Source organism: Shewanella sp. FJAT-51649 (assembly GCF_019457435.1).
GTDB lineage: Bacteria > Pseudomonadota > Gammaproteobacteria > Enterobacterales > Shewanellaceae > Shewanella > Shewanella mangrovisoli.
This window is the reverse complement of the sequence record NZ_CP080411.1, coordinates 4,328,144-4,350,370: the sequence shown is the minus strand read 5'-3', so window position 1 is coordinate 4,350,370 and position 22,227 is coordinate 4,328,144. Positions and strand designations below refer to the sequence as shown.

Here is a 22,227-nt window from a genome sequence, read left to right as displayed (position 1 = left end):
ATCTTCCTCGCAATCGTGAAATAAAAGCCTTCCTAAATTGCAGAATAAATCCGCAATCAAAAATAATATTTCAGCGATTTATGCTAGAAATTGACGCTCTATAAGCTTATGCGAATGTAAAAATTGAGTCTATTTTGTTGTGCTTTGTGAGTCTAGCGTGATTTGTCTAACGGGAAAATCCCACATTTAGCGAAACTCTATGGCAAATATTGCATTGCAACTGCCTGAAAGCAAAAGGCTGCTGCTTTTTTGCTCGCATTTTATTCCTGCGCTTTCCATCGTTTAGCTGATTTTTCGCTGATCTTTTTGTCAAAACTTTGTCGCTAAGTTATGGGCTCAACATGCTGCTAACCCGCTTGCCGACTGGCTTTATAAAAGGATCCCATCCCTTGACAATGCTTGTCTACTATCCCTAAACTTAGCATTTGTGGGAAATAGTGGATATTTGTGGATCAAAAATCAAAGGATAGGATGAATTAGCGTGTTTCGTGGAGCCAGTGCTATCAACTTAGATACAAAGGGACGGATCGCTATTCCAGTGCGATACCGCGAACCTTTGCAGCTAGAGCACCAAGGCCGCATCGTCATCACAGTCGATATTCAATCTGCTTGTTTACTCCTTTATCCCATCCACGAGTGGGAATTGATCGAAGCTAAGCTACTCAAGCTTTCAGATACCGACAAAACCCAACGATCCCTTAAGCGCATGTTGCTGGGTTATGCCCATGAGGTCGAACTCGATGGCAACGGGCGCATATTACTGCCACCGCCGCTAAGGCAATACGCCAATTTAGATAAGCGCATCATGCTGGTGGGACAGTTAAACAAGTTTGAGCTGTGGGATGAGCAAGCTTGGCTGCAGCAAATTGATGAGTGTCAGGAAACGATTCGAAGCGAGGAGCTCGCGAATAACGAGCGTCTGGCGGATTTTTCACTCTAACGAGTCGCATAACTAAATAAGAAGAGAGTAATGAGTCAAGAATTTGCCCATTTATCCGTTCTGCTCGAAGAAACGGTCGGCGGTTTGAACATCAAAGACGATGGCATCTATATCGATGGCACGTTCGGCCGCGGTGGTCATTCAAGACAAGTACTGCAAAGACTGGGTGAAAACGGACGTCTGATTGCGATCGATCGTGACCCTCAGGCCATTGAAGCTGCAAAACAATTCGCCGATGATCCCCGTTTTCAAATCGTACATGGTGGTTTTGGCCAGCTAGCCGATTACGTCGAAGAGCTTGGTCTCGTTGGCAAGATTGATGGCGTGTTACTCGACTTAGGTGTGTCTTCACCGCAGCTCGATGATGCCGAACGTGGTTTTAGCTTTTTGCGTGATGGCCCGCTCGATATGCGCATGGATAACAGCCAAGGCGAAACGGCGGCCCAGTGGTTAGCGCGCGCCGAAATTGAAGATATGGCCTGGGTATTTAAAACCTATGGCGAAGAGAAAAATGCTCGCCATATTGCCCGCTGTATTGCGGCTGACCGCGATAAAACCCCGTTTTTACGTACCAAAGATTTAGCCGATTTGATTGCGCGGATCACTAAAAATAAAGAGCGTAATAAACACCCTGCAACTCGGGTGTTTCAGGCGATCCGTATCTATATCAACAGTGAATTAGATCAAATTGATCAAGCGCTTGAAGGTGCATTAACCGTACTCGCGCCGCAGGGACGTTTATCGATTATCAGCTTCCACTCTCTGGAAGATCGCATCGTAAAACGTTTTATTCGTCGCCATAGCCAAGGTGAGAGCGTGCCACACGGTCTGCCAATCACCGAAGATCAAATTAACAAGTCGCGTAAATTGCGCGCCATAGGTAAGGCGATTATGCCTTCCGATGAGGAAATTGAACGCAATGCCAGAGCGCGCAGCTCTGTGTTACGCATTGCCGAGCGATTAGATTACTAGAGGGCAAACAAAGTGAGTAAGCCCTCATTAAATCTGCCACGGATTGTGTTAAACGACCTGTGGCAACACAAATGGATCTTGTTACTCGCACTGCTCGTGCTCAGTAATGCTGTGGCAGTGGTGTATACCAGCCATGTGAGCCGTAAGCTCACTACCCAATGGGATCAGCTGCTGCAGGAGCGTGACAGATTAGATATCGAGTGGCGCAATTTATTATTGGAAGAGCAATCCCAGACCGAGCACAGCCGGATCACGCGGATTGCATCAAAGGATCTCAACATGAGTCGACCCTTACCCAGCGAAGAAGTTGTGGTAAAGGTGCCGTGAACATAGGGAAGATATGACTAGGCAAGCAAAAACCAAACAGGCCAGCAAAAAGCAAAAGCCACAACTGATCCACTGGCGTTTATACGTCGTGGTTGGCTTTGTATTTGCGATGTTTTCGAGCCTTGTGGGTCGTGCTGCTTATATTCAAATTATCGAGCCCGATAAACTGCGTCACGAGAGCGACATGCGTACCTTGCGTACCACCAGTCGTGAGGTGCAGCGTGGTTTAATCACTGACCGTAACGGCGATATGCTGGCGGTGAGTGTGCCAGTGCGTGCCGTGTGGGCCGACCCTAAACAAGTCAATGATAACAATGGTTTTACCGATATGCGCCGCTGGCAAGCGTTGGCGGACGTATTGCACGAACCCGTGGAAGATGTGCTCGAAAAGGTGCGCAGTAATCCAACCAAACGTTTTACCTATCTGAAACGCCAAGTCACGCCTGCGGTGGCAGACTACATCACTCAGCTTAAATTGCCTGGGGTGTTTTTAAAGTCCGAGTCACGCCGCTACTATCCCGGTGGTGAGATCACCGCCCAGCTAATCGGCATTACCAATATCGACGATGTCGGTATTGAAGGGGTCGAAAACGCCTACAACAGTTGGCTTACTGGTACACCATCTAAACAAAAAGTGCGTAAATCCCGCGATGGTCATGTGGTTGAGCGTCTCGATATCGTTCAGGAAGGCGAGAGTCCAAATGATTTAGTGTTGAGTATCGATCAACGTATTCAACAGCTTGCCTACCGTGAGTTAAAGCGCGCTACCGAGATGAACCAAGCGACCTCTGGCTCGATTGTGGTGCTCGATATCCACACGGGCGAAGTCTTGGCTATGGTGAATACGCCATCCTACAACCCTAATTCGCGCGACAATCTGCAAACCTTCAGAATGCGTAACCGCGCGATGACGGATACCTTTGAGCCAGGCTCGACCATTAAACCTTTTGTGGTGGCCGCGGCGTTAGAAGCGGGCACGGTTAAGTCTACTGATGTGATCCCAACTTCTCCTGGCTGGATGCGTTTAGGTGGCCGCCAAGTTCGTGATGCAACTAACTATGGCGATATGACGCTGGCACGTATTCTGGCGAAATCCAGTAACGTGGGGATCAGTAAACTCGCCCTGTCGATTCCTGTGCAGCAGTTATTAGGCACCTATCAATCCATGGGCTTAGGCAGCTTCTCGGGGATTAACCTCACGGGTGAAAGCGCGGGTTTGATCCAAGACCGCCACCGCTGGTCTGATTTTGAGCGCGCGACCTTATCTTTCGGCTACGGCCTAACAGCGACCACGCTGCAACTGGCGCGGATGTACGCCACTTTAGGTAATGGCGGCACTTTATATCCAGTATCGATTTTAAAACTGAAAAAGCCGCCCGAAGGTGAGCGCGTGATCTCACAAGAGGTCGCTCACGATGTGCTGCAAATGATGGTAGGTGTGACCGAAAAAGGCGGTACAGGTACGCTTGCGCATATCGATGGTTATCCCGTTGCGGGTAAGTCGGGCACCAGCCGTAAGGCGGTAGCCGGCGGTTATGGTGATGATTATGTTGCGTTATTTGCTGGCGTCGCGCCCGTCAATAATCCCAAACTCGCGATTGTTGTGGTGGTGAACGAGCCGAAAGGCGATCTCTATTATGGTGGTTCAGTGGCAGGGCCGGCATTCGCTAAGGTGATGTCTGGCGCACTGCAAATGTTAAATGTCGAACCCATTTCCGATAAAGAGCAGGTGCAATTGGCGGGACTCGCCGGGAGAACTGAATGATGTTGTTAAGGGATCTATTAGCGCCTTGGTTCCCCTACGCGGGCGAACAAACCTTCTTAGATTTGACTTTAGATAGCCGCGCAATACGTCGCGGCGATGTGTTTTTAGCGCTGCCTGGGCATAAGGTCGATGGTCGTCAATTTATCGATAAGGCCTTAGCCCAAGGTGCGACTGCGGTATTAGTGCATACGGATAGTATTGAAGAGCAGGGCAAAGTTATTGCGACTGAGCAAGGCGTGCAGATTTATTTTTATCAGTTAGCTAAGCAAGTGTCTGTGGTCGCCGCAGTGCGCTATCCCGTTGTCCAGGGCCAGTCTATGGGCATTGTGGGAATTACCGGCACCAACGGCAAAACCTCGACCAGTCAGCTCTGCGCGCAATTAGTGACGCTACTTGAGGGTAAAGCGGCGGTGATGGGCACGCTCGGTAATGGTCTGTGGGGCGAGTTAGTCGATAGCGGTAATACGACCGCCGATGCCATTACTCTGATGCGCCAACTGCATGAGTTTGCAGATAAAGGTGTTAATACCTGCGCGATGGAAGTCTCAAGTCATGGTTTAGTGCAAGGCCGAGTCGATGCCGTGCCCTTCGATGTGGCGGTATTCACTAACTTGACCCGTGATCACTTGGACTACCACGGCGATATGGAAAACTATGCCGCGGCCAAGCAAATGCTGTTTCGCTTTGACGCTTTGCGCCACGGCTTAGTAAATCTTGATGACCCCGTTGGCGCTGCTTGGTTATCCGAGCTGGCAAATGCTCCCGCGAAGATGTGGGGCTTTAGCATTGAAGCGCATACCGAGGCGGCGTTTTACACTAAGAATGCCCAATTTAACGATCAAGGCGTGCAGGCGACATTAGTCTGGCCCGAGGGCGAAATTGACATTCGCTCTCCTTTATTAGGCGCCTTTAACCTCTCGAATTTACTCGCTGCTTTATCCGCCTTGTATTTACAGGGCATGGATATGCGTGCACTGGCTGCCAAGGTGCCTTATTTGTTGCCCGTGGCTGGCCGCATGGAACGTTTCACCACCGCAGATAACATCACCTTAGTCGTCGATTATGCCCACACCCCAGATGCGATTGAACAGGCGTTGAATGCCCTGCGCCGCCACTGCGCTGGCGAGTTGTGGTGCGTGTTTGGCTGTGGCGGCGACCGTGATAAGGGCAAACGCCCACTGATGGGACAAGCGGCGGAGCAATTTGCCGACCGCATTATGGTGACTAGCGATAATGCCCGTAGCGAAGATCCTAATCAAATTATTACCGATATTATCCAAGGGCTGACTCACCCAGAGCGAGCGCTGACCGAAGTTGACCGTGTGGCTGCGATTAAAAGCGTCGTTGTACAGGCTAAACCTGGGGATGTGATTCTGCTTGCGGGCAAAGGCCATGAAACTTACCAAGAGGCGGCAGGTGTGCGTCATGACTATGATGAACGCGCCCTGGCACGTCAGTTATCGGAGCAAAGCCAATGATCCCAATTTCCCTCGAGGCACTAAGCCAACACTTAAGTGCGCATCGAGTCGGTGACGATGTCACCATCCAAGCATTAAGCAGCGATAGCCGTAAAATCGGCCCTGCGACCCTGTTTGTCGCCTTAAAGGGCGAGCGTTTCGATGGCCATGATTTTGCGGCCACGGCAATTGAAAATGGTGCTGTTGCACTGTTGGTTGAACGTGAATTGGCCTTCGATGTGCCACAGCTTATTGTTGCCGATTGCCAAAAGGCCATGGGCGCGATTGGCGCTTATGTACGTGACCAAGTGGACCCCATTTGTGTGGCCTTAACCGGCTCCAATGGCAAAACCAGCGTGAAAGAAATGATCGCCACAATTTTATCGGCGAAGCATCAAGTGCTTTACACCGCTGGCAATTTTAATAATGAAATCGGAGTGCCACTCACCTTACTGCGCTTAACGCCTGAGGATAAATACGGGGTGTTTGAGCTTGGCGCTAACCATAAAGGTGAGATTGATTACACCTCGAGTTTGGTGCGTCCACACGTCGCCTTAGTCAATAACGTTGGCAGCGCCCACTTAGAAGGCTTTGGTTCACAGGCGGGTGTCGCCCAGGCCAAATCGGAAATCTACAACCATCTGCAACCCGGTGGCACGGCGATTATCAATGCCGATGATGCCTTTGCCGATGTGATGCGGGTGAAAGCGAAACAATATAAGCAATTGAGCTTCTCCCAACAGGAAGGCGCGGCTAAACGTCAAATCGATGTGATTGCGACTGGCCACAAAGCCAATAGTGAAGGTTGCTATCGTTTTATCCTTAATTATGCGGGAGAGTCCTGCGAAGTGACCTTACCTTTAGCGGGTCGTCACCAAGTCAGCAACGCGCTAGCTGCGGCAAGTGTTTGTATTGCTTTGGGATTGAGCCTGAAGGAAATCGCTGAAGGCTTGAGCCAGTTGACCCCTGTAAAGGGACGCATGCAACCCACTCAATTAGGACGTGTTCGCTTAATCGATGATAGCTATAATGCCAATCCCGTGTCAGTGGGGGCGGCTATCGCTTGGTTAAAGGAAATTTCTGAAAATCGCTGTTTGGTACTGGGAGATTTGGGCGAATTAGGCGACAATGCGCCCCTTTTACACGCTGAATTGGGACAACTGGCTAAGCAACAGGGAATCGATGCTCTGTTCTGTACCGGTACCTTAACTCAGCACACTAGCCAAGCTTTCGGGGCGGAGCACCATGACAGTGTGGCGACGTTAGTAGAAAAACTCATAAAACACATCAACCAGTTGCCGGGACAGGTGACGGTTTTAGTTAAAGGTTCACGTAGTGCCGCAATGGAGCGGGTCGTGGATGGCCTAACAGTAGCCTTCGGGCGTGGGGAGTTAGTGTAGATGCTGGTGTATCTGGCCGAGTATTTAACCCGTTTTCATACTGGGTTTAACGTATTTTCCTATGTGACATTTCGAGCCATTTTAGGCTTGTTAACCGCATTAATGTTTAGTTTATGGTGGGGTCCTAAACTGATTGAGCGTTTGCAATTAATGCAGATTGGCCAAGTTGTGCGTAACGACGGGCCAGAGTCGCATTTCAGTAAACGCGGTACGCCGACTATGGGCGGCCTGATGATTTTAGGCGCCATCTTTATCAGTGTACTGTTGTGGGGCGATCTCGGTAGCCGTTATGTGTGGGTGATGCTGTTTGTATTGGGCAGCTTCGGCATGATCGGTTTTATTGATGATTACCGCAAAGTCGTGCGCAAAGATACTAAGGGACTGATCGCGCGTTGGAAGTATATTCTGCAATCCTTAGCGGCGTTGATCATTGCTTTTTTCCTCTACACCACAGCGTCTAACCCAGGGGAAACCCAGTTAGTCGTGCCTTTCTTTAAGGACGTGATGCCACAGCTTGGCGCTGTGTTTATCGTATTGGCGTATTTCACTATTGTTGGCTCGAGCAACGCGGTAAACCTAACCGATGGCCTCGACGGTTTGGCGATTATGCCAACTGTGATGGTGGCCGCGGCATTCGCCTTGATTGCTTATCTGTCTGGCCATGCTCAGTTTGCTAATTACCTGCACATTCCGCATTTACCCGGTTCGGGTGAGTTAGTGATCGTCTGTACTGCGATTGTGGGCGCAGGCTTAGGCTTTTTATGGTTTAACACTTATCCAGCACAGGTCTTCATGGGCGATGTGGGCTCGCTGTCTTTAGGGGCAGCCTTAGGCGCGATTGCGGTACTGGTTCGCCAAGAGATCCTATTAGTGATTATGGGCGGTGTGTTTGTGATGGAAACTGTGTCTGTGATCCTGCAGGTTGGTTCTTACAAGTTACGTGGCCAGCGCATTTTCCGCATGGCGCCTATCCATCATCACTATGAGTTAAAAGGTTGGCCTGAACCACGCGTGATTGTCCGCTTTTGGATTATCTCGATTTTCTTAGTGTTACTCGGCTTAGCCACGTTGAAGTTAAGGTAATCGCTCATGCAAAGTCAGTATTCACACATAGTGTTAGGTTTGGGTGCCACCGGGCTCTCGGTAGTGCGCTATTTGTGTGGAAAAGGCATTACGCCCTTAGTGATGGATAGCCGTCGCCAACCTCCCGGTGCGGACACCCTTGCCAGCGTATTCCCTGAGGTGCAGCTGATTGCCGGCGGATTCGATTGCCGTTACTTAGTGCAAGCGACGCAAATCATTATCAGCCCTGGCATTGCGATTGATACACCCGAGGTGCGCGCTGCACTGGATATGGGGATTGAAGTCATTGGCGATGTGGAGCTATTTGCCCGTGAGATTGCCGACCGTAAACCTTGTGTGATTGGAATTACTGGCTCAAACGGCAAGTCGACCGTCACCACCTTAGTGGGTGAGATGCTGCGTGAAGCCGGCATGGCAGTGGCCGTGGGGGGCAACATTGGCATTCCGGCGCTCGATCTGCTGACGGAAAATGCCGATATTTTTGTGCTTGAGCTGTCGAGCTTCCAGCTCGAAACCACCCACAGCTTAAACTGCGTGGCGTCGACCTGTTTGAACGTGACCGAAGATCATATGGACAGATACAGCGATATGGATGCCTATCGCAAGGCCAAGTTGCGTCTGTACCATCAAAGCCGCTCCATCATCTTTAACCGTGATGATGCGCTGACTATCCCGACTGAGCCGATGAACCAAAACAGCTTTGGTTTAGCGCCGCCAGAGGGCGACGAGTGGGGCATTTGTGATAGCAAGATTTACCACGGTCACAGTGAAATTATGCCGATCACCGAAGTATCGCTGATTGGTAGTCATAACCATGCCAACTTACTCGCTGCTATGGCGCTGGTGTATGCCGTGGGCGTCGATAAGCAAGTCATGGCTAAAGTGGCTCGTACCTTTACTGGCCTTTCTCATCGCTGTGAAGTGGTCGGTGTGAAAGCGGGCGTGACCTATGTGAACGACTCTAAGGCGACCAATGTTGGCGCCACAGTCGCGGCGCTCGATGGGTTAAGCGATCACTTAGGTGACATTATTTTAATTGCCGGTGGTGATGGTAAGGGCGCGGATTTCAGTCCGTTGGTCGAACCGTTAACGAAAGTGACACACCTCATCACCTTAGGCCGCGATGGTAATAAGATTGCCGCATTGAAGGAAGGGGCCATCAAGGTGGACTCTATGGCTGCTGCAGTGGCTAAGGCCGCCGAGTTAGCCACTTCGGGCGATATCGTACTCCTATCGCCAGCCTGTGCGAGCCTAGATATGTACAGCAACTTTATGGCTCGTGGGGATGATTTTAGAAGCCAAGTGGAGCAACTCGATGGCGAGTGATGCAAGACAGCTCAGCCTGTTTGGGCGAGTGCTGAACGCACTGCCTAACTGGCAACGTGATAACGAGGTGCCGGGCGTGCAATTGTACGACCGGGCTTTGCTCACGGCCGTGCTGTCTTTAATTGGCTTTGGTTTTGTCATGGTAATGTCGGCCTCTATGCCTGAGGCGCAAACGCTGACGGGTAATCCCTTCCACTTTATGACCCGCCATGTGGGCTATCTGTTGGGATGCTTAGTGATTGCCGCTTTTGTGCTGAGGGTCGAGATGCAAACTTGGCAGCGGATGAGCCCCATCATGTTGCTAGGCGTATTTTTGATGTTGCTGGCGGTGCTGGTTGTCGGTACCACTGTAAACGGTGCGACCCGTTGGTTATCCATAGGTCCCATTCGTATTCAGGTGGCCGAGGTCGCTAAGTTTGCGTTCTCTGTGTATATGGCGGGTTATCTGGTACGTCGGCATCAGGAAGTGCGTGAAAATGCGAAGGGCTTCTATAAGCCGATTGCGGTATTTGCGATCTACGCGATTTTGATTTTGATGCAGCCCGACTTAGGTACCGTGGTGGTGTTATTCGTCGGTACTGTGGGGCTGTTGTTCCTCGCGGGGGCGCGTCTGCTGGACTTCTTCGCGCTGATTTTTGCCGGGGTGTTGGCTTTCGTGGCGCTGGTTCTGCTCGAGCCATACCGTATGCGCCGGGTGACCTCGTTTTTAGATCCTTGGCAAGATCCGTTCGGTAGTGGCTATCAGTTAACGCAATCGCTGATGGCCTATGGTCGGGGCGATTGGTTTGGTCAGGGCCTAGGTAACAGTATTCAAAAGTTGGAGTACCTCCCCGAGGCGCATACCGACTTTATCTTTGCCGTGATCGGTGAAGAGTTAGGTTTTATCGGCATTATCGCAGTGTTATCTGTGCTGCTGTTTGTGGCATTGAGGGCCATTCGCCTCGGCAATTTATGTTTGGCGATGGACAAAGCCTTCGAAGGTTATCTGGCCTATGCCATCGGGATTTGGATCTGTTTCCAGACCGTCGTTAATGTGGGCGCAAGCATTGGTATGTTACCTACTAAAGGGTTAACACTGCCCTTTGTGAGTTACGGCGGTAGTAGTCTATGGGTCATGACGGCGGCGGCAATGACATTGCTGCGCATCGATTATGAGCGGCGCATGAGTTTAGTTCAGGCCGTGCAAGGGAGATTGAAGTAATGACCGACGCGGGTAAACGTATCTTAGTCATGGCAGGCGGCACGGGCGGACATGTGTTCCCGGCGCTCGCGGTGGCAAAATATTTAGCGCAGCAAGGTTGGCAAGTGCGTTGGTTAGGCACCGCTGACCGTATGGAGGCGCGTTTAGTGCCTCAGTATGGCTTCGATATCGATTTTATCGACATAAAGGGCGTGCGTGGCAATGGTTTAGTACGTAAATTGGCTGCACCTTTTAAAGTGGTGCGCTCGATTCTACAAGCCAAGGCCGTGATTGCCGAGTTCAAGCCCGATGTGGTGTTGGGCATGGGCGGATTTGCCAGTGGCCCGGGCGGTGTGGCGGCGAAATTGGCGGGCGTGCCCTTAGTGCTGCATGAGCAAAACGCCATTCCGGGAATGACTAACAAGTTACTCTCGCGAATTGCTAATCAAGTACTGTGCGCCTTTAAAAATACCTTCACTCAGGTGAAGGCCAAGGTGGTGGGTAACCCCATTCGTCGCGAGCTTATCGCCTTAGGTGCCGAGCCTAAGCAAGCCGCGGATGATGCCTTAAAAGTCTTAGTGGTGGGCGGCAGTTTAGGCGCCAAAGTCTTTAACGACTTAATGCCTGAAGTGGTGGCCGCGCTGAGTAAGCAGCAGTCGATTACGGTTTGGCATCAAGTGGGTAAGGATAATCTGACGGGCGTTAAGTCGGCTTATCAACAGCAAGGACAAGAGGGCGGCGTTAACGTTGCCGAATTTATTGATGACATGGAAGCCGCCTATCGCTGGGCGGATGTGGTATTGTGCCGTGCCGGCGCGCTGACGGTATCCGAGTTAGCGGCGGTGGGACTACCGAGTATTCTGGTGCCTTATCCCCATGCCGTGGATGATCATCAGACCCGTAACGCCCAAGTATTGGTTGAGGCTGGCGCCGCTTTCCTATTGCCGCAGGCCATTTTGGACGTGAATAAGCTGGTGAGTAAATTACAGTTACTCGCCAATGACAGAGCAGAATTAGCCCAAATGGGCCAAAGAGCTAGAGATGTTGCCGTATTGGATGCGACCGAGCAGGTGGCCCAAGTGTGTATTGCTCTTGCCGAGAAAGGATAGGTATGACTAAGACAGAAAGATACTTACAGCTAAGAAGTATGATCCCAGAAATGCGCCGGATTAAGCGTATTCATTTCGTCGGCATTGGCGGCGCGGGCATGGGTGGGATCGCTGAAGTATTAGTAAACGAAGGTTATGTCGTCAGTGGTTCAGACATTGCACAAAACGCCGTGACTGACAGACTCTGCCTGCTGGGCGCGAAAATTCATATCGGCCATGGCGCCGATAACGTGCAGCAAGCCGATGTGGTTGTGGTCTCGACCGCGATTAATCCTGAGAACCCAGAGATTATTGCGGCGAAGGAATTGCGTATTCCAATCGTGCGCCGTGCCGAGATGTTGGCCGAGTTGATGCGTTATCGCCATGGTGTGGCGATTGCGGGGACTCACGGTAAAACCACAACCACCAGTTTGATTGCCAGTTTGTATGGTCAAGCGGGTCGCGATCCGACTTTTGTGATCGGTGGCCTGCTAAACAGTGCTGGTACTAATGCTCGTTTAGGCACGAGTCGTTATCTTATCGCCGAAGCCGACGAGAGTGATGCCAGCTTCCTGCACCTGCAACCTATGGTCAGCGTGGTGACGAATATCGAAGCCGACCACATGGACACCTACGGTGGGGATTTTGAAAAGCTCAAATCGACCTTCGTGGACTTTTTGCATAACCTGCCATTCTATGGCGTGGCGGTAGTGTGTATCGACGACGCTGTAGTGCGCGAGATTATGCCGCGTATTGGTCGTCACATGATCACCTATGGCTTCAGTGATGATGCCGACGTGCAGGCGCTGAACTTCCATCAGCAGGGTCACCAATGCCGCTTTACCGTCAGACGTAAAGGTAAAGAAGATTTAGATCTGCTACTTAACCTGCCGGGTCAGCACAATGTATTAAATGCGCTCGCGGCGATTGCCGTGGCGACAGAAGATGAAATCGATGATAGCGCCATCATTCAAGCCTTGGCTGAATTCCAGGGTATTGGCCGTCGTTTCCAACACTTAGGTAAGTTCGCGACGCCAAAGGGCGAAGTGATGTTAGTGGACGATTATGGTCATCACCCCAGCGAAGTGGCGGCGACCATTAAAGCGGCGCGCGCAGGCTGGCCGGATAAACGCTTAGTCATGGCCTATCAGCCACACAGATACACTCGTACCCGTGACTTGTACGAAGACTTTATTGAAGTGTTATCTCAAGTGGATTGCTTGCTGTTACTCGAGGTGTATAGCGCGGGTGAAGCGCCGATCCCCGGTGCCGATGGCCGTGCACTGTGCCGCTCGATTCGTTTGCGCGGACAGTTAGACCCCATCTTTATCGCCAGCCCAGATCAGTTAGCCGAAGTGCTACCCGATGTGTTGCAGGAGGGGGATTTATTGTTGACCCAAGGTGCGGGTAATATAGGCGCCCTGTCGCGCCAGCTAGCCGCCTCTGAATTGGGCTTTAGCATTGCCGCGACAACCGAGGTAAAACCTTGATGTATTGCGGAACAACTCGGGTTTAAAGGAAATTTTGACCCGAGGCTTTAGCTCTATATAATGGCCGATTTTCTGTGGTTTTTAGTAGTGTCGTTGAAAGGTGGAAACAAACGTGTCTTGGAGTGATAAGAGGCGACACTGGTGGGCGAGGATGTCACGGGTTAATTGGTACCTGTGGAGCGGAATTGGTTTTTTATGGTTAGTTATTGGGAGTTTTGTCTTTGGTGGCTACCAACTGCATAAGTTTTTAAATGATGCCAGCACGCTGCCCATTGAGGCTGTGGCCATCAAAGGTGAACGGACTTACACCACAGATAGAGATATACAAATTGCACTACAGGATTTAATGCAGCGGAGTTTTTTCAGCGCAGACATCACCTTAGTGCAACAGGCGTTAGAAGCCTTACCTTGGGTGTATCGCGCGTCAGTAAGGCGTGAATGGCCAGCAAAACTCAGGGTGTATTTACAGGAGCAGCAACCGGTCGCCCATTGGAATGGCACCGCTTGGCTCAATGTGCATGGTGAAGTGTTTGAAGCGCCATCGCATCCTGAGCTAGAGCATTTGCCTTATTTATCTGGACCAGATGATATGGGGACCGAAGTGTTAACCGCCTACGCGCAGGTTAACTCGCTACTGAAGATTAATGGCTTTACCTTGGCCAATTTGAGTTTAACGCCACGTCATGCGTGGCACGCGACACTGGGTAACGGTATTGTTTTAGACCTAGGTCGAGAAGATAAAATGGCAAGGATACAAAGGTTTATCACTGTTTATCCGTTACTGGCGAAACAAGATAAACCGATTGCCAGAGTGGATTTGCGCTACGACACAGGGTTGGCCGTAGGCTGGGGCGATGCACAAACAAGAGAGCCGATAATTAATGACCAAAAACCAAGATAGAAATCTGATCGTCGGATTGGACATAGGAACCTCTAAAGTCGCAGTGATCATAGGCGAAGTTCTGCCCGATGGCGAAATCAGCATAGTCGGCCTTGGTAACCACCCTTCAAGGGGCATGGATAAGGGTGGCGTTAACGATTTAGACTCCATCGTGCGCAGTGTGCAACGCGCGCTCGATCAAGCGGAATTAATGGCAGACTGCCAAGTATCATCGGTTTACCTGAGCATTTCCGGTAAACATATCGCCTGCCAAAACGAAAATGGCATGGTGTCGATTAACGATGAAGAAGTGACACAGGAAGACGTCGACAACGTGATCCACACCGCGCGCTCGGTGAAGATCCCAACGGAACGTCGCATTCTGCATGTGTTACCACAGGAATATGCGATTGACGTACAAGACGGCATTCGCAGCCCTATCGGCATGTCAGGCATGCGGATGGAAGCCAAGGTACACATAGTGACCTGCGCCAATGATATGGCGAAGAACATCACTAAGAGTGTTGAACGCTGTGGCTTGAAGGTCGATGACTTAGTGTTTTCCGGCATTGCGTCGGCGGATGCGGTATTAACCTTCGATGAAAAAGACTTAGGTGTGTGTATCGTCGATATCGGCGGTGGTACGACGGATATCGCAGTGTACACCAATGGTGCGCTGCGCCATTGCGCGGTTGTGCCGGTTGCGGGCAACCAAGTGACCAATGATATCGCGAAGATTTTCCGCACACCTTCGTCACATGCTGAACAAATTAAAGTGCAGTTCGCCTGTGCGCGCAGCTCCATGGTGAGCCGCGAAGACAGTATCGAAGTGCCATCGGTCGGTGGTCGCCCATCGCGTAGCATGTCGCGCCATACTTTGGCCGAAGTGGTAGAGCCGAGATATCAAGAGCTGTTTGAGTTAGTGCTCAAGGAGCTGAAAGACAGTGGTTTAGAAGATCAAATCGCCGCAGGTATCGTGCTCACAGGCGGTACAGCGTCGATCCAAGGCGTGGTGGACATCGCGGAGGCAACCTTTGGGATGCCGGTTCGCGTCGCCTCACCATTGCCGATTAAAGGGTTATACGAATACGTGGATCAGTCTATTTACTCCACTGGGGTTGGATTGCTTCATTACGGTGCAAGACGGGTGCTTGAGCGTCAATTCGAGCGTCCTGAGCGTCAAGGGGTTACCAGTGCTTGGAATCGGGTCCAAAGCTGGTTTAAGGGTGAATTTTAATAACGCAGGCAACACGGAGATCAGACAATGTTTGAGATCATGGACACTCACTCAGACGACGCGGTGATTAAAGTCATCGGCGTTGGCGGCGGCGGCGGTAATGCTGTCGAACATATGGTCAAACACAACATTGAAGGTGTTGAGTTTGTCGTTACCAACACAGACGCACAGGCGCTACGTAAATCAGGCGCTGGCTCAACGATTCAATTAGGTCGCGATGTCACTAAAGGTCTTGGCGCTGGCGCCAACCCAGAAGTAGGTCGTGCCGCAGCGGAAGAAGACCGCGAAAACATTCGTGCGGCGATCAAAGGCTCAGACATGATTTTTATCGCCGCCGGTATGGGCGGTGGTACGGGTACAGGTGCTGCGCCAGTTGTGGCTCAAATCGCTCGCGAAGAAGGCATCTTAACAGTTGCCGTCGTGACAAAGCCTTTCCCTTTCGAAGGCAAGAAGCGTATGGCTTATGCCGAGCAAGGTATTAGCGAACTGGCCAAGCACGTGGATTCGTTAATCACTATCCCTAACGAAAAATTATTAAAAGTATTGGGCCGTGGTACGTCATTACTCGATGCGTTTGCCGCAGCGAATAACGTGTTACTCGGTGCAGTACAAGGTATTGCCGAGCTGATCACTCGCCCAGGTCTGATTAACGTCGACTTTGCGGACGTGAAAACCGTTATGTCCGAAATGGGTAATGCCATGATGGGTACCGGTGTTGCGCGTGGTGAAGACCGTGCGGAAGAAGCGGCCGAAGCGGCAGTTGCCAGCCCATTGTTAGAAGACATCGACTTAGCCGGTGCCCGTGGTGTGTTAGTTAACATTACCGCAGGTATGGACATGAGCATCGAAGAATTCGAAACCGTAGGTAACCATGTTAAAGCTTACGCTTCTGACAACGCGACTGTGGTCGTCGGTGCGGTGATCGACCCAGAAATGAGCGACGAGCTGCGTGTTACTGTGGTTGCAACGGGTATCGGTGCTGAAAAGCGTCCTGATATTCAACTGGTTTCTAAACCAGCACCACGTCCAGAGCCAGTGGTTGTGGAACCAAAAGTCGAAGCCTATGTCGAAGAAGCAACTCATGTGAGCTATGCGGCGCCAAAGGGTAACGTGTTACCGGCATCGCCAGCACCGGCTCCAGCGCCAGCACCTTCAACAAAGCATGAATTGGATTACTTAGATATCCCAGCGTTTTTGCGTAAGCAAGCTGACTAAAACAGGTATTTGAGTCCAGCGTGTCGGGTGGTGCCTCTCTCTGTGAGGCTGTACCACCCAATGACTACATTTGTATGACATGGTCAACTTATGTTACCATGTAGCACCTATGTGGTCGTTTTGCCGCCGCTGTGTGTGCAAATATTAGGCTTAATTATAGAAATCTAAACGGGTAACTGAATGATATTTCAAAGAACTGTTCAAAAAATGGTGAAGGCTACTGGAGTCGGTTTGCACTCTGGGAATAAGGTCACCTTGAGCATTATGCCCGCACCAGTCAATACAGGGATCGTACTCGTGCGTACCGACATGAATCCTGCCGTTGCTATTCCAGCAAAGGCGGAACAAGTTCGCGAAACCACTATGTGCACGGCACTTGTCAATGACGAAGGTATTCGTATTTCGACTATTGAGCATTTATTTGCAGCCTTAGCGGGTTTAGGCATTGATAACGCCGTAATCGAAGTGGACGCGCCTGAAATCCCAATCATGGATGGTAGTGCGAGCCCATTTGTCTTCTTACTTCAGTCTGCGGGTATCAAAGAGCAGGCTGCGCCTAAGAAGTACTTAAAGATTAAACGCCCTGTGCGTGTTGAAGACGGTGATAAGTGGGCTGAGCTGAAGCCATTCAAAGGCTTTAGAGTCAACTTCAAAATTGACTTTGCTCACCCTGAAATTGCCCGTAGTCAACAGCATGTGGTGATGGACTTCTCTACTTCTGCTTTTGTTAAAGACATTAGCCGTGCCCGTACTTTTGGTTTTATGCGTGATATTGAGTATCTGCGTGCGAACAACCTAGCATTAGGTGGCAGCATGGAAAACGCGGTTGTACTTGATGAATATCGCGTCCTCAACCCCGACGGCCTGCGTTATGAGGATGAGTTCGTTAAGCACAAAATTTTAGATGCGTTTGGTGATCTCTACGTGGCAGGACACGCCATTCTTGGTGAGTTTACTGCCTATAAAACGGGTCATGCACTGAATAACCAATTAGTGCGAGCCTTATTGGCGCAGCAGGATGCGTGGGAGCTGGTGAGCTTTGAGAAAGAAGCCGATGTTCCCGTCAGCTTTACTGTACCAGGTGGCGCGGTTTACGCTTAATAGCGCTTGATGTTTACTTATTACGGCTGGCCAATGTGGCCAGCCGTTTTAGTTTTTCGCCTAGTGTTCCGCTCACATTTTCTGCAAGCGCAGCAATATGTTCTGCCGCGGCTGGACTGAGTTGCTTGTGCGCCTGTTTCGGCTTTGCGTCATACAATGCTAATCTCGGGTTGACTTTAACTTCAATTGCGGTAAGGATTGGGAGCGTTTCTGCTTGAAGCTGCGCTAGTAGTTTCGGCTTTTGGAAATTAATTCGTGCAGCCCATGCTGCCGAAGTGGTTTCAACCACAAGAACACCCTGGCGGAAATTGGCGACTTTCAGCTGCTCCGCAACAGGACCTGCGACAATCTGCTTCACGTGCTGATCCAGATATAAAAGTAGTTCCGCTTTCTCAGCTATATCGGGCAATGTGCCTGACTGGTGTAGTAATTGGCTGAGATCCTGAGGGGGCTTTTTCATATGATAATAAGATGGCTGAATTAGGCTATGAGTGTAACAGTATTTATTCAAGGTCGGAATGGCGTCACGCGCTGGCAACCCAGTAAACGCTGGTTGCTCCTTCCCATGCTATTGTTGGCGACTGGTGCCGGTATTTATCAACACAACTCAGCTAAATTTGAAAACCAGCAAGCCAGTGTCGATAACGATCGTATCCAACGCGAACAACAAAAGAAGCAAGTCTTAGAATTAAAGAGTGCCACAGAGTCACAGCTAGCCATGCTGGCGACCCATGTTGCGCGTATGCAAGCTAAAATCACCCGTCTCGAGGCCTTAGGTCAACAAGTCGCTAAACAAAACAAATTGGATGAAGACTTTGATTTTTCCTCTGAAGTGGGTGTCGGTGGCTTGAGCGAATTAGGCTCGAATATCGAACTTGGTCAGCTTATCGATGATATGGATAAACTGGCGTCACGAATTGACAACAATAATGTTCAACTATCACTACTTGAAACAGTGTCATCTAACCACCATATAGATGCTGAACGTTATGTATCAGGGCTCCCACTCGATAAAGGTTGGTTATCGTCGCCCTACGGATTACGTAATGACCCTTTTAACGGTCGTCGAACCATGCATAAAGGGATCGATTTTACCGGTCGAGAAGGGGCTAAAGTTGTCGCGACTGCTGCAGGCGTGGTGACTTGGGCTGGGAATATGTTTGGCTATGGCGAATTGGTCGAAATCGATCATGGTAACGGCTTACGTACTCGCTATGGCCATAATAAAGCTTTGTCAGTAGCTGTAGGTGATGTGGTCGCGAAAGGCGAAACCATCGCCAGTATGGGAAGCACTGGGCGCTCAACAGGGGCTCATGTGCATTATGAAGTGTTGCGTGGCGGACAGCAGATAGATCCACAGAAGTTTGTCTACCGCAAGGCAGGTTAATTGAAACATTGGCTTCTAGTTTCCATCATGGACTTGGCCTACAGAAAATAAGTGATTCAGATGTTTGGTAAATTACTGACAAAAGTATTTGGTAGTCGCAACGACCGTACCCTCAAAGGGTTACAAAAAGTAGTTAATAAGATTAATGCGCTTGAAGCCGATTATGAAAAATTAACCGATGAACAGCTTAAGGCGAAAACCGCCGAGTTTCGCGAGCGTTTAGCGGCCGGAGCGTCGTTAGAGAGCATTATGGCGGAAGCCTTCGCGACAGTGCGTGAAGCATCGAAGCGTGTTTTCGAGATGCGCCACTTCGACGTGCAATTACTCGGTGGTATGGTGCTCGACAGTAATCGCATCGCCGAAATGCGTACCGGTGAAGGTAAAACCTTAACCGCGACCCTACCAGCCTATCTAAATGCCTTAACCGGTAAAGGCGTTCACGTTATTACCGTCAACGATTACTTAGCCCGTCGTGACGCGGAAAACAACCGCCCACTGTTCGAATTCTTAGGCTTAACGGTCGGCATTAACGTCGCAGGTTTGGGTCAGCAGGCGAAAAAAGACGCCTACAACGCCGACATCACTTACGGTACCAACAACGAATTTGGTTTCGACTATCTGCGCGACAACATGGCGTTCTCGCCACAAGAGCGTGTACAACGTCCATTGCACTATGCACTGATCGACGAAGTCGACTCAATCCTTATCGACGAAGCTCGCACGCCACTGATTATCTCTGGTGCTGCGGAAGACAGCTCTGAGCTATACATCAAGATCAACACCTTAATCCCAAGTCTTATCCGTCAAGATAAAGAAGACTCAGAAGAGTATGTGGGTGAGGGTGACTACAGCATCGATGAAAAAGCCAAACAAGTGCACTTCACCGAACGTGGTCAAGAGAAGGTTGAGAACCTGTTGATTGAGCGCGGCATGTTAGCCGAAGGCGACTCACTCTATTCAGCGGCAAACATTTCTCTGCTGCACCATGTGAACGCGGCGCTTCGTGCGCATACCCTGTTTGAGCGTGACGTTGACTATATCGTTCAAGATGGCGAAGTGATCATCGTTGACGAACACACTGGCCGAACTATGCCAGGTCGTCGCTGGTCTGAAGGTTTACATCAAGCCGTTGAAGCCAAAGAAGGCGTTCGTATTCAAAACGAAAACCAAACCCTGGCATCGATTACCTTCCAAAACTACTTCCGTTTATATGAGAAGTTAGCGGGTATGACAGGTACGGCCGATACCGAAGCGTTTGAGTTCCAGCACATCTATGGTCTAGATACTGTGGTTGTGCCGACCAACCGTCCTATGGTACGTAAGGATATGGCGGATCTGGTTTACCTCACCGCTAATGAAAAATATCAAGCGATCATTAAAGACATCAAAGATTGCCGTGAACGTGGCCAACCTGTATTGGTGGGTACCGTCTCTATTGAACAGTCTGAACTGTTAGCGCGCTTAATGGTGAAGGAGAAGATCCCGCACCAAGTGCTTAACGCTAAGTTCCACGAAAAAGAAGCCGAAATTGTTGCCCAAGCGGGTCGTACTGGCGCTGTGACTATTGCTACTAACATGGCGGGTCGTGGTACCGACATCGTGTTAGGCGGCAACTGGAATATGGAAATCGAAGCCCTCGAGAATCCAACTGCTGAGCAAAAAGCCAAAATCAAGGCCGACTGGCAAGAGCGCCACGATGCCGTTGTCGCCGCCGGTGGTTTACATATTTTAGGTACTGAGCGCCACGAATCTCGCCGTATCGACAACCAGTTACGTGGTCGTGCGGGTCGTCAAGGTGACGCGGGTTCTTCACGTTTCTACCTTTCTATGGAAGATAGCTTAATGCGCATCTTCGCCTCGGATCGTGTCTCAGGCATGATGAAGAAACTGGGGATGGAAGAAGGCGAAGCTATTGAACATCCATGGGTTTCCCGTGCGATTGAAAACGCACAGCGTAAAGTGGAAGCGCGTAACTTCGATATTCGTAAGCAACTGCTCGAATTTGACGATGTCGCAAACGACCAGCGTCAAGTGGTTTACGCACAGCGTAACGAGTTGATGGATGCCGAAAGTATCGAAGACACCATCAAAAACATCCAAGACGATGTGATCAGTGCGGTGATCGATCAATACATTCCGCCACAATCAGTGGAAGAGTTATGGGATGTGCCTGGTTTAGAGCAACGTTTACAGCAAGAATTTATGCTGAAACTGCCAATCCAAGAATGGCTAGATAAAGAAGACGACTTACACGAAGAAACATTGCGTGAGCGTATCATCACTTCTTGGTCTGATGCGTATAAAGCAAAAGAAGAAATGGTCGGTGCGCCAGTACTACGCCAGTTCGAAAAAGCTGTCATGCTGCAAACCCTCGATGGTCTGTGGAAAGAACACTTAGCGGCGATGGATCACTTACGCCAAGGTATCCACTTACGTGGTTACGCGCAGAAGAATCCAAAGCAAGAATATAAGCGCGAGTCGTTCGAACTGTTCCAACAATTACTGTCGACCTTAAAGCATGATGTCATTAGCGTGCTATCTAAGGTACAAGTACAAGCACAGTCAGACGTAGAAGAGATGGAAGCGCGTCGTCGTGAAGAAGATGCCAAGATCCAACGCGACTATCAGCATGCAGCAGCCGAAGCCTTAGTCGGTGGGGATGATGGTAGCGACGAGATGATGGCCCACACGCCAATGATCCGCGACGGCGATAAAGTGGGCCGTAACGATCCTTGTCCTTGTGGCTCAGGCCGTAAGTATAAGCAGTGCCACGGCAAGCTAAGCTAATAAACACGTAAACTCAATTTAAAAGGCGACTGAAATAGTCGCCTTTTTCATGCCTGCTTCTTTATAGGTGCTTTAACTCTCTACCGACTATAAAACCCTTCGTCTATAAATCGTAATCAGTATTGCTGCACTAAAATTAACCGCTTTTATCTGTTTTGTGGATAAGTTTGAGGATAAATAGTGGGTATTTTGTGACTAACTGAAACTATTGAAAAAAGATCAAAAAAACCGAAAAAAGCCCTTGCGTAAAAAGTTCTGCTGCCTATAATGCGCATCCACTGACACGGCAGACAGCGATACGCAGTTTCAAGTGCCAGTTCATCGAGCGATTCACTCCTCGATGAGCGAAAAGAAAGTTGCAAAAACTACTTGACGCAAAAACGGGAATGCGTAGAATACGCAGCCCTGACCCGCTGAAATCACTTGCGATAAGGCGATGGTCAACGCTCTTTAACAATTTATCAAGCAAATCTGTGTGGACACTCACAGGTGTTGAGTTAATCGAAATTACTCTGCCGTTTGGCGAGTAATCAAAATTTAAATCAATGAATGAGTGTTCATAGCAATATGTACAAAGTTTTGGTTTCGCTTT

General features: G+C 50.0%; 18 protein-coding genes. 17 read left to right on the top strand and 1 reads right to left on the bottom strand.

The window, feature by feature from the left end:
• Positions 1 to 481 precede the first annotated feature (481 nt).
• The 15 genes from mraZ to lpxC all read left to right on the top strand — a co-directional run bounded on the left by mraZ (position 482) and on the right by lpxC (position 17,461).
• Positions 482 to 940 (top strand): division/cell wall cluster transcriptional repressor MraZ, encoded by a 459-nt coding sequence (gene mraZ, locus K0H59_RS19005; RefSeq protein WP_011624306.1) that lies wholly within the window; start codon positions 482 to 484, stop codon positions 938 to 940.
• A gap of 30 nt (positions 941 to 970) precedes the next feature.
• Complete coding sequence (gene rsmH, locus K0H59_RS19000; protein ID WP_011624305.1) at positions 971 to 1,912, top strand: 16S rRNA (cytosine(1402)-N(4))-methyltransferase RsmH; 942 nt, start codon at positions 971 to 973, stop codon at positions 1,910 to 1,912.
• Positions 1,913 to 1,924: 12 nt separating this feature from the next.
• Entirely contained in the window at positions 1,925 to 2,239 is a 315-nt protein-coding gene (gene ftsL, locus K0H59_RS18995; RefSeq protein WP_011624304.1) for a cell division protein FtsL, read from the top strand.
• Between the two features lie 13 nt (positions 2,240 to 2,252).
• Positions 2,253 to 4,004: a penicillin-binding protein 2 gene (locus tag K0H59_RS18990; protein WP_220054040.1), complete on the top strand. Its 1,752-nt coding sequence runs from the start codon at positions 2,253 to 2,255 to the stop codon at positions 4,002 to 4,004.
• The gene (gene murE, locus K0H59_RS18985) at positions 4,001 to 5,482 is read left to right on the top strand and encodes a UDP-N-acetylmuramoyl-L-alanyl-D-glutamate--2,6-diaminopimelate ligase (protein ID WP_220054039.1); all 1,482 of its coding nucleotides are present in this window, start codon (positions 4,001 to 4,003) and stop codon (positions 5,480 to 5,482) included. The genes K0H59_RS18990 and murE overlap by 4 nt, the downstream gene beginning before the upstream one ends.
• Positions 5,479 to 6,861 (top strand): UDP-N-acetylmuramoyl-tripeptide--D-alanyl-D-alanine ligase, encoded by a 1,383-nt coding sequence (gene murF / locus K0H59_RS18980; RefSeq protein WP_089066797.1) that lies wholly within the window; start codon positions 5,479 to 5,481, stop codon positions 6,859 to 6,861. The genes murE and murF overlap by 4 nt, the downstream gene beginning before the upstream one ends.
• Positions 6,862 to 7,944 (top strand): phospho-N-acetylmuramoyl-pentapeptide-transferase, encoded by a 1,083-nt coding sequence (gene mraY, locus K0H59_RS18975; RefSeq protein ID WP_011624300.1) that lies wholly within the window; start codon positions 6,862 to 6,864, stop codon positions 7,942 to 7,944.
• A 6-nt stretch (positions 7,945 to 7,950) separates the two neighbouring features.
• Positions 7,951 to 9,270: a UDP-N-acetylmuramoyl-L-alanine--D-glutamate ligase gene (gene murD / locus K0H59_RS18970; protein WP_220054038.1), complete on the top strand. Its 1,320-nt coding sequence runs from the start codon at positions 7,951 to 7,953 to the stop codon at positions 9,268 to 9,270.
• Complete coding sequence (gene ftsW, locus K0H59_RS18965) at positions 9,260 to 10,471, top strand: cell division protein FtsW (RefSeq protein WP_011624927.1); 1,212 nt, start codon at positions 9,260 to 9,262, stop codon at positions 10,469 to 10,471. Before murD ends, ftsW begins: the two co-directional genes overlap by 11 nt.
• Complete coding sequence (gene murG, locus K0H59_RS18960) at positions 10,471 to 11,559, top strand: undecaprenyldiphospho-muramoylpentapeptide beta-N-acetylglucosaminyltransferase (protein WP_011624928.1); 1,089 nt, start codon at positions 10,471 to 10,473, stop codon at positions 11,557 to 11,559. Before ftsW ends, murG begins: the two co-directional genes overlap by 1 nt.
• 2 nt (positions 11,560 to 11,561) lie before the next feature.
• Positions 11,562 to 13,028 carry a UDP-N-acetylmuramate--L-alanine ligase gene (gene murC / locus K0H59_RS18955; RefSeq protein ID WP_011718496.1) on the top strand — a complete coding sequence of 489 codons (1,467 nt, stop codon included), beginning with the start codon at positions 11,562 to 11,564 and terminating at the stop codon, positions 13,026 to 13,028.
• A gap of 151 nt (positions 13,029 to 13,179) precedes the next feature.
• Positions 13,180 to 13,929, top strand: a complete 750-nt coding sequence (locus K0H59_RS18950; RefSeq protein ID WP_011718495.1) for a cell division protein FtsQ/DivIB — start codon at positions 13,180 to 13,182, stop codon at positions 13,927 to 13,929.
• The gene (gene ftsA / locus K0H59_RS18945; RefSeq protein WP_011718494.1) at positions 13,910 to 15,145 is read left to right on the top strand and encodes a cell division protein FtsA; all 1,236 of its coding nucleotides are present in this window, start codon (positions 13,910 to 13,912) and stop codon (positions 15,143 to 15,145) included. The genes K0H59_RS18950 and ftsA overlap by 20 nt, the downstream gene beginning before the upstream one ends.
• A 27-nt stretch (positions 15,146 to 15,172) precedes the next feature.
• Positions 15,173 to 16,360 (top strand): cell division protein FtsZ, encoded by a 1,188-nt coding sequence (ftsZ, locus tag K0H59_RS18940; protein WP_086903078.1) that lies wholly within the window; start codon positions 15,173 to 15,175, stop codon positions 16,358 to 16,360.
• Positions 16,361 to 16,540: 180 nt separating this feature from the next.
• Positions 16,541 to 17,461 (top strand): UDP-3-O-acyl-N-acetylglucosamine deacetylase, encoded by a 921-nt coding sequence (gene lpxC, locus K0H59_RS18935; protein ID WP_011624293.1) that lies wholly within the window; start codon positions 16,541 to 16,543, stop codon positions 17,459 to 17,461.
• A 13-nt stretch (positions 17,462 to 17,474) separates the two neighbouring features.
• On the opposite strand, the gene K0H59_RS18930 is transcribed toward lpxC, so the two are convergent.
• Entirely contained in the window at positions 17,475 to 17,921 is a 447-nt protein-coding gene (locus K0H59_RS18930) for a DUF721 domain-containing protein (RefSeq protein ID WP_011718492.1), read from the bottom strand.
• A gap of 27 nt (positions 17,922 to 17,948) precedes the next feature.
• On the opposite strand from K0H59_RS18930, the gene K0H59_RS18925 reads away from it, so the two are divergent.
• A complete protein-coding gene (locus tag K0H59_RS18925; protein WP_011624932.1) occupies positions 17,949 to 18,848 on the top strand; it encodes a M23 family metallopeptidase in 900 nt (299 codons plus the stop codon).
• Between the two features lie 60 nt (positions 18,849 to 18,908).
• Positions 18,909 to 21,635, top strand: a complete 2,727-nt coding sequence (secA, locus tag K0H59_RS18920; RefSeq protein WP_011718491.1) for a preprotein translocase subunit SecA — start codon at positions 18,909 to 18,911, stop codon at positions 21,633 to 21,635.
• The last annotated feature ends 592 nt before the right edge of the window (positions 21,636 to 22,227 follow it).